Source organism: Marinomonas algae, assembly GCF_047525555.1.
Taxonomy (GTDB): domain Bacteria; phylum Pseudomonadota; class Gammaproteobacteria; order Pseudomonadales; family Marinomonadaceae; genus Marinomonas.
On sequence record NZ_JBLIXK010000001.1, the window covers coordinates 371,305 to 384,404 of the forward strand.

Here is a 13,100-nt window from a genome sequence, read left to right on the forward strand (position 1 = left end):
AAATAAAACTACATCGAATAATCGATTTTATTCAAAGCAACGCCTCTACATACAATGACCCCAGACACAGCGTTTTGACAAGCACCAAGATTGCTAGAGAAACACTACCAACCTCTAGGAATGAACGCTGATGTCTCGTTGGCAATCAGCCAAAAAATATAGAAGGCATTGTTCAGCCTAGCCAATATTAGGGTGATGCAACCTTCTCTCATAAAAATAATAGGAGTTTCTTGTGAGCAAATTTGTGAAGTGGTTCAAAGATCTTCGTTTAGAAGATGTCGGTGAAGTTGGCGGCAAAAACGCCTCTTTAGGAGAAATGATTTCTAATCTGACAGACCTTGGCATTCAAGTGCCTAACGGTTTCGCGACCACTTCCTATGCATATCAAAGCTTCTTAGAAGAAAGCGGCCTAAACGATAAAATCCACGATGCACTTAATGCTCTCAATGTGGACGATGTTCAAGCACTTGCCAAAACAGGCGAGCAAATCCGAGCATGGATTGAAGAAGCCCATTTTTCTAAAGAATTCGACCAAGAAATTGAAGCCGCCTTCGCCCTATTGTGTGATGACAACGCCAGCGACACATCCTTCGCGGTACGCTCATCTGCAACGGCGGAAGATTTACCAGACGCTTCCTTTGCAGGCCAACAAGAAACCTACTTAAACGTCGTTGGTTTGGCTGACATTAAAGCATCCATCAAGCGTGTGTTTGCGTCTTTGTTTAATGATCGTGCGATTTCATACCGCGTTCACCAAGGCTTTGAGCACCAAGGTGTCTCATTATCTGCTGGTATTCAAAAAATGGTGCGCAGTGACATTGGTGCATCCGGCGTTTTATTTACTCTAGACACAGAATCAGGTTTTGATGAAGTGGTTTTTATTACGGCTGCTTACGGCTTGGGCGAAATGGTCGTGCAAGGCACGGTAAACCCAGACGAATACTATGTTCACAAGCCAACGCTTGCAGCGAATCGCCCGTCGGTTGTGCGCAAAAGCCTTGGCAGTAAAGCTCAGAAAATGGAATACGCCGAAGCTGGCAGCGATGACGAATTTGTCAAAATCGTTCCAGTGGCGCTAGATGATCAAAACCGCTTCGCGTTGACCAACGCCGAAATCCAAGACCTTGCTCGACAAGCTTGCATCATCGAAGACCATTACAAACGACCAATGGACATTGAGTGGGCGAAAGATGGCATCGATGGAAAAATTTACATCGTTCAAGCACGACCAGAAACCGTACGCAGTCAAAGTAACGCCCAAAGCATGGAGCGCTACAACCTGAAAAAGACTTCTCAAGTGCTGATGACTGGCCGCGCTATTGGTCACAAAATCGGCACAGGTGAAGTGAAGGTTCTGTCTTCGATTGCAGAAATGGATCGCATCCAACCGGGCGATATATTGGTCACTGACATTACCGATCCAGATTGGGAACCCATCATGAAACGTGCTTCTGCGATTGTCACCAATCGTGGTGGACGAACCTGTCACGCTGCCATCATTGCCCGTGAACTTGGTATTCCAGCCGTGGTTGGCTGTGGCGATGCCACTGAGGTTTTAAAAGACGGACAAAAAGTCACCGTATCTTGTGCGCAAGGTGATATGGGCTTTGTTTACCAAGGCGAATTGCCATTCGATGTCATTACATCGGAAGTGGGCAACATGCCTGAACTACCAGTTAAGATCATGATGAACGTGGGCAACCCGAATCGCGCCTTCGATTTCGCCATGCTACCGAACGCAGGCATTGGCTTGGCTCGCTTGGAGTTCATCATCAACCGCATGATCGGCATTCACCCGAAAGCATTGCTCAACTACGCAGACATGGCGCCAGCACTCAAAGAAGAAATTGATCACAGAATCGCTGGCTACACAGGTCCAGTCGAGTTCTACGTCGATAAGCTTGTTGAAGGCGTTGCCACACTGGCTTGCTCTTTCTCGCAAAAGCCTGTGATCGTGCGCTTATCCGACTTTAAGTCAAACGAATACCACAACCTTGTTGGCGGCCCTTTATTCGAGCCAGACGAAGAAAACCCAATGCTTGGTTTCCGAGGTGCGGCTCGTTACATCGACGACTCCTTCCGTGATTGCTTCGCCCTAGAGTGTGAAGCCATTCGCCGAGTCCGAAACGAAATGGGCTTAACCAACGTACAAATCATGATTCCATTTGTACGTACATTAGAAGAAGCACAACAGGTAACTGAGCTGCTTGCAGAACAAGGCTTGGCTCGTGGCGAGAATGGCTTGAAAGTCATCATGATGTGCGAGCTGCCTTCGAATGCATTATTGGCGGATGAGTTCCTTCAATACTTCGATGGCTTCTCAATCGGCTCAAATGACTTAACCCAATTAACCCTCGGACTTGACCGCGATTCAGGCTTAATCGCAGACAAATTCGACGAACGAAATCCAGCAGTGAAAAAACTGCTAACGATGGCGATACAAGCCTGCCGCGAACAAGGCAAATACGTGGGAATCTGTGGGCAAGGCCCATCTGACCACGCCGACTTTGCAGATTGGCTTGTGGCTCAGGGTATTGAGAGCATGTCTCTTAACCCTGACACCGTTGTCGAAACCTGGCTGCATCTTGATGAAGTATTGAAATCGACTTCATTAGATCAGAATGCTGTGTAGCAACAGCGCGTGGCTTCCTTAGCTACTCTCTAGTTTTATGGCCCCGCACTTGCGGGGCTTTTTTTATCTGAAACACCTTCCAAAAATGCATTCATTCGCTATCGATACAATAAGAATTTGACCTAAATCAAATCACAATGAGTTAAACAAACAATCCTAGCAACACATCTTGAGTTGAATAAATGGGCAGGTAAACTGCGCGTTTTTTCATCGATCAGTGAGTGTTATGTTTACGCCAGAATTATTGTCTCCAGCCGGTTCATTAAAAAACATGCGTTATGCTTTTGCATACGGCGCCGATGCGGTTTATGCGGGGCAACCACGCTATTCTCTTCGTGTGCGCAATAACGAATTTGATTTAGAAAAGCTGAAAATAGGCATTAACGAAGCACATGATTTAGGCAAAAAGCTTTATGTTGTGAGTAACATTGCCCCCCATAACGCCAAATTGAAAACCTATATTCAAGATTTAGAGCCTGTCATCAAACTCAATCCAGACGCGCTAATTATGTCAGATCCAGGCTTGATCATGATGGTTCGAGAAGCCTTTCCAGATCAACAAATTCATCTGTCGGTGCAAGCCAATGCAGTGAATTGGGCAACCGTAAAATTTTGGCAGCAACAAGGTATTTCCCGCGTCATTTTATCTCGTGAATTGTCTTTAGATGAGATTGAAGAAATTCGTCTAAAAGTGCCAGATATGGAACTCGAAGTCTTTGTACATGGGGCTTTATGTATGGCGTATTCTGGCCGTTGTTTGCTATCTGGTTATATGAACAAACGCGATCCTAACCAAGGCGCTTGCACCAATGCTTGTCGCTGGCAATACAATGCTCACGACGCCAAACAAGACGAGGTTGGACAAATTATCGCCAGCAGCGATGCATCTATACAACCTCAAACCTCTGTCGTACAAATTCAAGAACCAACGGATCAGCTCTACTTATTACAAGAGCGTGGTCGCCCCGATGAATACATGCCCGCTTTTGAAGACGAACACGGCACCTACATCATGAATTCAAAAGATTTACGCGCCATTCAACACGTTGAACGCTTGGTAAAAATGGGCGTTCATTCGTTAAAAATTGAAGGTCGCACTAAGTCTTTTTACTACTGCGCTAGAACCGCGCAAGTCTATCGTCAAGCAATAAACGATGCCGTTGCAGGAAAAGGCTTCAACAACCAACTGATGAACACTCTGGAAAACCTAGCTCACCGAGGTTACACCGATGGATTTTTACAACGTCATCGTCATGTGGAAATGCAAAACTACGACACAGGCAACTCCATCAGCGAGCACCAACAATTCGTTGGTGAAGTGATTTCAACTAACAGCAATGCTCTCACTATAGAAGTGAAAAACCGTTTTAGTGTCGGTGACTCATTAGAGCTTATGACACCGAAAGGTAATGTTAGTTTTCAGCTAGCAGAGCTCAACGACAAACAAGGACGAGCCATCGAGGTTGCCAAAGGCAGTGGTCACATCGTTAACATTCCTTGCCCTCAAGGTATCGATGCATCCATGGGAATCTTACTGAGAAATCTCTCGGAAGGACAAACCACTCGCCAACCTCATGCAAGCAAAACAGCATAGAGACAAACAATGGCATTATTAATCAATGATCGTTGTATCAATTGCGACATGTGCGAACCAGAATGTCCCAACGAGGCCATTACTATGGGGGCTAAGATTTACCTTATTGATCCAGACAAATGCACAGAATGCGTTGGTCATTATGACCAACCCACTTGTGTGGCCGTCTGCCCTATTGATTGTGTGAAACCAGACCCAAACAGACGAGAAACCGAAGAAGCCCTATACGAGAAATTCGTTGAGTTACACTTTGACGTTTAATATCCGGACGAAACATTAAACGCTATAAAATACGGTTAAATAGTCGGTAAATTCTGAGCAAGCCATTGCTTGAATTGCGCTTTTGGCAGGGCGCCAGACAGACGTGCTACTTCTTTTCCATGATGAAAGATCATAAGCGTAGGAATAGAGCGGATATTATAACCTCCAGCGATCATTTGACTCTTCTCAGTGTCTAACTTCACAAAACAGGCTTGCGTAGACATTTCTCCTGCGACTTGTTCAAAAACAGGCGCGAACTGCTGACACGGTCCACACCATGAAGCCCAAAAATCCACCACCACAGGCAAAGCATTCTCTGTAATATAACGTCTGAAATTGGCATCACTTCCCACAATAGGATGAGTGGCAAGTACAGGGTTACCGCACTTCCCGCACAGCGGCTTATCACTCAATTTCTCTTTTGGCAGACGATTTTTTGCATAGCAGCTTTGACAAACTATTTGAATGGGAGAATTCGTCATCTTAAACCTCAGATGTAAAATATTAATGAGTGATATAAAACGCCTGTTAAAACACCGCAGGCAGCATCATAGGATGGTGTTCTTCAAGCCTGAATTCAAGCCACCTTCCAAACCAATAACATGTTATTTGCTGGCATAGGAATGGTTTCAACAAGCGCCATTTTCTCTGCCCATTCCGTTAATTCTGCAATGTCACAAATTCCACCGTAACCGCCTGCTTTCAAACTTTGGTCAAATTCACGATTTCCTTCACTGGTATATTCGCCGTTTACATTCATCGGTCCATACTGACAAAACACGCCACCGGAAGGTAAATTCTCACCCACTGTTTTCATCATCAACTTTGCTTGATCACGCTGCATGATGTGCGTGGTATTCGCCGTAAAAACGCCATCTAAAGGAAGGTCCGGCCAATCGTTCTTACCAAAATGAAATTCAAAAGGCGCTATCACATTGCTTAAATTCGCTTCTTTCATCCATGCATTAATGCTGTCATGGTTCTCCAACATATCACTGGTATTCCAGATTAAATGAGGTAAATGCTTGGCAAAAAATACCGCGTGCTGACCTGTACCAGAACCCACTTCAAGCACTTGCTGGCAACCCTGAAAATGCACAACAAGCTGATCTAAAATTGGTTGTTGGTTTCGATCACATGAAGGAGCAAAGTTTTTAGTCATAATAAAAATACCGAGAGAAGATAAGAACCACTTGGAAAATGAGTACCTGAAAAAGTTCCAACAGATACTTGAAAGAAAATAGGATGACATTAAGCCACCCTATTTATGAAGATTATACTGAAAAAGAAAACCAGCTTACGCTCTTGTTGCCGTTGCTAATAGCCCGCTTGCCATGACAAAGATGCTGCCCATACCACGATTCAGGTTTTTCATGCCTTTTGGGCTGCGAATCAATCGACGGATTTGTTTACCACTCATGGCATACACATACGCAGCGATAAATTCCGTCACACAAAAAGTCAGCCCCATCCAGAAAAATTGTACAGCCACTGGCTGATTTAGATCGAGCATTTGAGGAAAAATCGCAGTAAACAATAGGATGGCTTTTGGATTACCAATCGCCACTAAGAACTCCTGACGCATACGAGCAAAATTTCCTCGCTTCGCCTTTGTGCCTTCTTCACTCTCATGTTCTTCAAGCACAACGGCGACACTGCGCCATGTTTTGATACCTACATAAAATAAATAAGCAACACCACACCATTTAATAACACTGAACCAAAAGGCAGAAGCCACAATAACTGCTCCTAGCCCCAAAGCGGATACCAGCATCAAAATGCTAAAGGCTAAATTTCGTCCAACAACCGCTGTCACCGCCTTTGCAGTTCCGACTTGCATACCGTTGTGCATCGCCAAAAAGTTATTCGGACCTGGCCCTAAAGAAAGCAACATTAATAAAGGCGCAACCGCCAACCAAACGCTGAAAGTCATATTGATTCGATCTCACAAAACAGGAAGCAAAAATGGTTAGAACAACCATAAAAACAGCGCCACTTTACCGCTTAATAAAAAGCCTGTCAGCTTATTTTTTATACGATTTAAAGACATTGTGTGCGAAGACTTCTTGACCTTCAAGCCTTGAAAGATTTACGGCTTATTTAGCCCGTGATTTCATAATGACGCTCAACATTTACCGTCAATTTTCCCCAGTGAGAGGCTTTCACTCTGCTTTGATGATGATCAAAAGCCGCTTTGTCTTTGAACTCTTCATACACATCAAAACGAAGAGGGTTTATCGGGCTTTCTGTAACGCTAAAATGAATGCATCCAGACTCTTCGAGAGTCAAACGCTTATGATTAACCAGCTCTGCTTTTACCACTTCAAGCTCCGACTCAGGAACCAGAATAAAGCCTTTTAACGTTACCTTTGACATAAACCCTCTTGAATAACTTGTTTTCAAAACCTATTTGGAGGAATGCAAACCAAACATATTTCCTTCCGTATCAAAAGCCATAGCGATGAAACCATATTCACCAATAGACATCTTGGTTTGATTTACTTTACCGCCAGCGCCTTCCACTCTGGCTTCTTCTATAGAGCAGTCTTCACATGCAAAATAAACCAAAGTGCTGTTTTGGCCGACAGGCACGCCATCCATTTTGACCAACGCTCCTGTAGCACCATAACCTTCCATATTAGAAGGAAAAGCAAGCATTTTTATACTCGGATCGTTTGGATCACCTAAGACTTCTAGCTCAACATTTAAAACCGACTCATAAAACGCTTTTGCTCTCGACAAATCATCAACATAGATTTCAAACCAAGCCACCGGATTATTCTTCATAATGTGCCCCAACTGTTTTAATGGTTCATTTATTCTAGAAGGCTTTTCTGCCTCCTGCCAAAAATGGGCACAAAAAAACCGCTCATGTGAGCGGCTTTTAATATCATCCATTGCTATGACAAAGTGATTACAAAGACAGTGTCTTTTCACCACGCGCGATACCAGAAACACCGGTACGAACCACTTCAAGCAGATGTGCGCCACCTAAAGCTTGTAGGAATCCGTCTAGTTTGTCTGATTCGCCAACGATCTGAACCGTGTAGATTGACGGTGTCATATCTACAATGTTGCCACGGAAGATGTCTACCGTACGTTTCACTTCTGCTCGTTGAGCGCCAGTAGCACGTACTTTTACTAACATCATTTCACGTTCGATGTGCTGACCTTCAGTTAAGTCCACCAGCTTAATAACATCAATCAGCTTATTTAGCTGTTTCGTAATTTGCTCGACGACTTGGTCAGAACCGTAGGTTGTCAGTGTTAAACGAGACAAGGTTGCATCGTCTGTTGCCGCTACGTTCAATGACTCAATGTTAAAGTTACGCTGAGAAAACAAACCAACAACGCGCGACAAAGCACCAGGCTCGTTTTCCATTAATACAGAAATAATGTGTCGCATATTAGGTTCGCTCCGTCTTGCTCAAGAACATATCGCGCATTGCACCACGAGGTACTTGCATTGGATATACATGCTCTTCTGGATCTACATAACAGTTGATGAAAACAAGTTGGTCTGTCATGGCAAACGCTTCTTCCATCTTGGCATCAAGTTCGTCTTTGCTTCTGATCTCAACGTATTTGTGACGGTATGCGTCCATCAATACTTTGAAGTCTGGCAATGAATCCAAGTACGAATTCGAGTAACGACCTTCGTAGTTCATGTCTTGCCACTGGCGAACCATGCCCAAGTAACCGTTATTCAAACATAGGATTTTGACTGGCAAACCATACTGCAAACAGGTTGAAAGCTCTTGGATATTCATTTGAATACTGCCTTCACCTGTTACACAAACAACGGTTTCCTCAGGGAAACTCATTTTAACGCCCATAGCAGCAGGTAAACCAAAGCCCATTGTCCCTAAACCACCAGAGTTTACCCAGCGATTTGGCTTATCGAATTTGTAGTATTGAGCAGCAAACATTTGGTGCTGACCAACATCAGAGGCAACAAAGGCATCCCCTTTGGTTGCTCTCCAACAAGCTTCGATCGCAGCTTGAGGTTTGATCTTTTCGCTCGTTGTGTCGTAGCGACCGCCGTGGACAGCACGCCATTCATTAATTTGCTTCCACCAGTTAACTAAGGCTTCAGTGTTAGACGTTTGACCTTCGATCAAAGACAACATTTCTTCCAAAACTTGCGTCACAGGGCCAACAATCGGCACGTCTGCACGAATCGTTTTTGAAATCGCCGCTGGGTCGATATCGATATGAACGATCTTCGCGCCTGGGCAGAATTTATCTGGGTCGTTTGTTACGCGGTCATCGAAACGTGCGCCAACCGCCAAAATAACATCACTATGATGCATGGTCATGTTTGCTTCGTAACTGCCGTGCATGCCTAACATGCCAACGAATTGCTTATCCGTTCCAGGGAAACCGCCTAAGCCCATCAAGGTATTCGTTACCGGTACGTTCAATGATTTCGCTAGTTTAACCAGCAAATCAGAAGCGCCGCCCATGATAACACCGCCGCCAGCGTAGATAATTGGACGCTTTGCCGCTAACAACAAATCAACCGCTTTCTTAATTTGACCGCTGTGGCCTTTGGTTGGAGGTGTATAAGAGCGCAGTGAAACAGACTCTGGGTATTTGTATTCAAACTTTTCACTTGGCATGGTCATATCTTTTGGTACATCGACAACCACAGGACCTGGTCGGCCAGTGCTTGCAATGTGATATGCCTTTTTCAAGATCATTGGAATTTCTGATGCATGCTTGACGGTAAAGCTGTGTTTCACGATAGGACGGGAAACACCCACCATATCGGTTTCTTGGAACGCGTCTTCACCGATCAGATAACTCATTACCTGACCGCAGATTACAACCATAGGGATAGAATCCATATAAGCCGTCGCGATGCCTGTTACCGTATTGGTTGCACCTGGGCCAGAGGTAACTAGAACGGTACCTGCTTTACCCGTAGCTCGCGCATAACCATCTGCCATGTGCGTTGCTGCTTGCTCATGTCTAACCAGAACATGCTTTACATCAGATTGACGATGTAATGCATCGTAAATATGAAGTGCGGCACCACCTGGGTAGCCATAAATGTATTCTACTCCCTCATCTTTGAGGAAGCGGGCGATCATTTCACCACCGGATAATAACTCCACCTTGTTACCCTCTATAGTATTCATCTGTCTTTTAATTTTTTTAAGTGCGGCTATTGTAACCGCATAAGACAAGCAGATTAAAGTTGATAGAACGAAGTTTGCAAAACTAACTGAGGTAACGACTAAAATAGAAGTACTCAAACGCAAGAAATCGCAGTTTTTACACTGCCCGCGTCTTTTCGCGAGGAGAAGTAGAAAATGACAGTATTGCGCCAAATTATACTTGTGCTTATCAGAACGAATCTGACTGAGATAGGCTAGTGGCCCAAAAAGAAAAACATCGACTGGGTGTCGTCGAATTATATGGGCTCTATTCTGGCTTCGCGTCTATTTTTTGTCAACACAAAGCAAGTAAAACACGCAGAAAAACTTGCTCTAACAGGCACTTCGTGGTGTCATAGCGAGATTATTTTATTAGGAGTTTTACCATGGCTAATGAGCTCAACAAACAACGAGTTATTGATGAATTTTTACGCTGTTTTCGTAAAATGTTGATGGATCCAGAACTTGCTGGTGAATTAGTCCGTATCGCTAAGGAAAACATCAACGAGCCAAATGCTTACCAACGCATCGCTGAAGAAGTCTCTAATCAGACGACTTTAAAAATCCAAGAAGATCACACAGAAGCGGATCGTATGTTTATCAAATTGTTGATGGACGTTGTTAAAGGCGACTCTTTGCTTTACTAATTTTTGCTCTTTCACACTAGGCTCGTTTCCGGCCTAGTGTCAGTTATTTCGGTATTCACTTGCTTCCTTCGTTTTTATCCAGTCCAGAAGAACTACAAACTCTTGCTGATGATATTAAATCATGGGCAATAGAATTTGGCTTTGCAGAAGCTCGCATTGTCGAACCTGATCTCGCCCAGTATAAGGACGAATTCAAGCAATGGCTCGATCAAGAATATCACGCCGGAATGGATTATCTCGCCAATCACGGCGATATGCGCTTCTACCCTGAACAACTCCACCCTGGTACAAGACGTGTTATTTCCCTACGCATGCATTACTTGCCTCAGTCCGTAGAAACTGTAGGCCGTTTAAAAACCAAAGACAAAGCCTATATTGCTCGATACGCCTTAGGTCGTGACTACCATAAATTGATACGCAAACGCCTCACTCAATTAGCAAAGAAGATTGAACAACAAGTAGGCGACCATGGTTACCGTGCTTTTGTTGACAGTGCTCCCGTATTGGAAAGGCAAATTGCTGAGCAAGCGGGAATGGGCTGGATTGGCAAAAACACATTGCTGTTAACACCAAAAGCGGGGAGCTGGTTTTTACTGGGTGAGATTTTTACCAATCTCCCACTTCCTGTTGATAAGCCAACAAAAGACCGACATTGCGGAAGTTGCACAGCTTGCTTAACTCAGTGCCCTACCGATGCTTTTGTTGAACCCTGGGTTTTAGATGCGGGCAAATGCATTTCCTACTTAACCATTGAGCACAAAGGCCCGATTCCTGAAGACTTACGCAGCAAAATGGGGAATCGTATTTTCGGCTGTGATGACTGCCAACTGGTTTGCCCTTGGACGAAATTCGCTAAATACACAGAAGAAGACGACTTTCAGCCAAGACACGATTTAGATTCAGCGGATCTTGTTACTTTATTTGAGTGGGACGAAGCAACTTTCCTAAAGAATACTGAAGGCTCTCCTATTCGACGTACGGGTTATGAAAACTGGCGACGCAATATCGCCGTTGCTCTAGGCAATGCGCCCACCAGCGAGCTAACGATTAGTACATTACAAAACGCTCTTTCCACTTCATCTGAACTGGTAAAAGAGCATGTCATCTGGGCACTTCAGCAACATCAAAACTCGCTTTAATCTTTTGAAATAACGACAAAAAATAACGCCTATATCCTTCTACTGCTTTGCTTAATCAGCCGTTTTTTGCTTTGATAGAGGCTTATATTGTGAGGTATTTTTTTGATAACGGACGCCCTTATCGATCCCTTTGGTCGAAAAATCGATTACTTACGCATTTCGGTCACCGATAAATGTGATTTTCGCTGTACCTACTGCATGGACGAAGACGTGACTTTTCTCTCTAGAGAACAGGTTTTGTCTTTGGAAGAAATCGTGCATGTGGCGAAAACCTTTATTCGTATGGGCACCAAACATATTCGCATTACCGGCGGTGAACCTTTAGTTCGTAAGAATGTACTTTGGGCACTCGAACAAATTGCCAACACCGAAGGTCTGGAAGAGTTAACCATCACAACCAACGGCTCTCAGCTTTATAAAATGGCGCAGAGCCTTTACGACATTGGCGTTTCCCGTATCAATATTAGTTTGGATACCTTAAAAGCAGACCGTTTTTTCGCCTTAACCAGAAAAGACAAATTCCAACAGGTTATCAAGGGAATCGAAGCGGCCAGCAAACTCCCTTTCAAACGGTTAAAAATCAACAGCGTCATGATGAAGAATCATAACGATGATGAGTTATATGATCTCACCAAATTTGCACTAGACCACAACATGGACATAAGCTTCATTGAAGAAATGCCGCTTGGTGTTATTACTGATCACAATCGTGCCGAAACCTATTTATCCAGCGATGATGTTATCGACGCATTAAGCCAGTATTACACATTAACGCCAAGCGATATCAAAACAGGCGGCCCTACTCGCTACTATCACGTTGCTGGATCAAGCCACAAAGTCGGCGTAATTTCACCTCACAGTCACAACTTCTGCGATACCTGTAATCGCGTTCGACTCACTGTTGAAGGCCGTTTATTACTTTGCTTAGGCAACGAACACTCGAAAGATTTAAAAAGCGTCATTCGCAGCAGCATGCAAAATGACGCACTAGATAGCTCAAAAGAGTTAGAGAACGCCATTATTGAAGCATTGGCGTTAAAACCCCAACAACATCATTTCAATCTAGATGAAGCCCCTCAAATATTGCGCTTTATGAGCGCAACAGGAGGCTAAAGAAGGAATCTCATGGCTAAGACACCCACTCCATTTCGTCCGTTAAACATCAGCGTGTTAACCGTATCTGACACTCGAACCATTGCTGAAGACACGTCCGGCAATGCACTTATTGAATTGCTCACAGAAGCTGGACACACACTTACAGAAAGAAAGCTGGTAAAAGACGACGTTTATCAAATGCGCGCGGTTGTTTCCAATTGGATTGCGGATGAAGCTGTTCATGTTGTCTTGATCACTGGCGGCACTGGTTTTTATTCACGAGACAGCACACCGGAAGCCATGATGCCATTATTTGATAAAACCATCGAAGGTTTCGGAGAGCTATTCAGACACATTTCTTATGGCGAAATCGGCACCTCTACGATTCAATCTCGTGCAGTGGCCGGACTAGCAAATCAAACACTTGTGTTCTGTTTACCTGGCTCTACAGGCGCCTGTAAAACAGCTTGGAATGGCATTTTAAAAGAGCAACTTGATGCTTCTCACAGACCTTGTAACTTTGTCAGCATGCTAATCGGGCCTTATGAGTCCGCTCAACACGGGGCTTAA

At 44.2% G+C, this 13,100-nt stretch carries 14 protein-coding genes; 7 read left to right on the plus strand and 7 right to left on the minus strand.

Annotation, left to right across the window (positions count from 1 at the left end):
• The first annotated feature begins 232 nt into the window (after positions 1-232).
• From ppsA to ACMUMQ_RS01725, 3 genes are all read left to right on the plus strand, one after another.
• Positions 233-2,632: a phosphoenolpyruvate synthase gene (gene ppsA, locus ACMUMQ_RS01715; protein WP_414680325.1), complete on the plus strand. Its 2,400-nt coding sequence runs from the start codon at positions 233-235 to the stop codon at positions 2,630-2,632.
• A 226-nt stretch (positions 2,633-2,858) separates the two neighbouring features.
• Entirely contained in the window at positions 2,859-4,226 is a 1,368-nt protein-coding gene (trhP, locus tag ACMUMQ_RS01720; RefSeq protein ID WP_414680326.1) for a prephenate-dependent tRNA uridine(34) hydroxylase TrhP, read from the plus strand.
• A gap of 9 nt (positions 4,227-4,235) precedes the next feature.
• The gene (locus tag ACMUMQ_RS01725; protein WP_347982905.1) at positions 4,236-4,487 is read left to right on the plus strand and encodes a YfhL family 4Fe-4S dicluster ferredoxin; all 252 of its coding nucleotides are present in this window, start codon (positions 4,236-4,238) and stop codon (positions 4,485-4,487) included.
• 35 nt (positions 4,488-4,522) lie between these two features.
• Here ACMUMQ_RS01725 and trxC read toward each other — a convergent pair whose 3' ends face one another.
• From trxC to ACMUMQ_RS01760, 7 genes are all read right to left on the minus strand, one after another.
• A complete protein-coding gene (gene trxC / locus ACMUMQ_RS01730) occupies positions 4,523-4,969 on the minus strand; it encodes a thioredoxin TrxC (protein ID WP_414680327.1) in 447 nt (148 codons plus the stop codon).
• Between the two features lie 95 nt (positions 4,970-5,064).
• The gene (locus ACMUMQ_RS01735; RefSeq protein ID WP_414680328.1) at positions 5,065-5,649 is read right to left on the minus strand and encodes a DUF938 domain-containing protein; all 585 of its coding nucleotides are present in this window, start codon (positions 5,647-5,649) and stop codon (positions 5,065-5,067) included.
• 135 nt (positions 5,650-5,784) lie between these two features.
• On the minus strand, positions 5,785-6,420 hold the full coding sequence (locus tag ACMUMQ_RS01740) for a LysE family translocator (protein WP_414680329.1): 636 nt from the start codon (positions 6,418-6,420) through the stop codon (positions 5,785-5,787).
• A 167-nt stretch (positions 6,421-6,587) separates the two neighbouring features.
• Entirely contained in the window at positions 6,588-6,863 is a 276-nt protein-coding gene (locus ACMUMQ_RS01745; RefSeq protein WP_414680330.1) for a putative quinol monooxygenase, read from the minus strand.
• 30 nt (positions 6,864-6,893) lie between these two features.
• Complete coding sequence (locus ACMUMQ_RS01750) at positions 6,894-7,274, minus strand: VOC family protein (RefSeq protein WP_414680331.1); 381 nt, start codon at positions 7,272-7,274, stop codon at positions 6,894-6,896.
• A 127-nt stretch (positions 7,275-7,401) separates the two neighbouring features.
• A complete protein-coding gene (gene ilvN, locus ACMUMQ_RS01755) occupies positions 7,402-7,893 on the minus strand; it encodes an acetolactate synthase small subunit (protein WP_414680332.1) in 492 nt (163 codons plus the stop codon).
• Between the two features lies 1 nt (position 7,894).
• Complete coding sequence (locus tag ACMUMQ_RS01760) at positions 7,895-9,607, minus strand: acetolactate synthase 3 large subunit (RefSeq protein WP_414680777.1); 1,713 nt, start codon at positions 9,605-9,607, stop codon at positions 7,895-7,897.
• A gap of 428 nt (positions 9,608-10,035) precedes the next feature.
• Here ACMUMQ_RS01760 and ACMUMQ_RS01765 point away from each other — a divergent pair, with 428 nt between their 5' ends.
• From ACMUMQ_RS01765 to moaB, 4 genes are all read left to right on the plus strand, one after another.
• On the plus strand, positions 10,036-10,296 hold the full coding sequence (locus ACMUMQ_RS01765; RefSeq protein WP_024025190.1) for a hypothetical protein: 261 nt from the start codon (positions 10,036-10,038) through the stop codon (positions 10,294-10,296).
• Positions 10,297-10,355: 59 nt separating this feature from the next.
• Positions 10,356-11,435, plus strand: coding sequence for a tRNA epoxyqueuosine(34) reductase QueG (gene queG / locus ACMUMQ_RS01770; protein WP_414680333.1), 1,080 nt, complete (start codon positions 10,356-10,358; stop codon positions 11,433-11,435).
• A gap of 102 nt (positions 11,436-11,537) precedes the next feature.
• Positions 11,538-12,548 carry a GTP 3',8-cyclase MoaA gene (moaA, locus tag ACMUMQ_RS01775; RefSeq protein WP_414680334.1) on the plus strand — a complete coding sequence of 337 codons (1,011 nt, stop codon included), beginning with the start codon at positions 11,538-11,540 and terminating at the stop codon, positions 12,546-12,548.
• 12 nt (positions 12,549-12,560) lie between these two features.
• Positions 12,561-13,100, plus strand: coding sequence for a molybdenum cofactor biosynthesis protein B (gene moaB / locus ACMUMQ_RS01780; protein WP_414680335.1), 540 nt, complete (start codon positions 12,561-12,563; stop codon positions 13,098-13,100).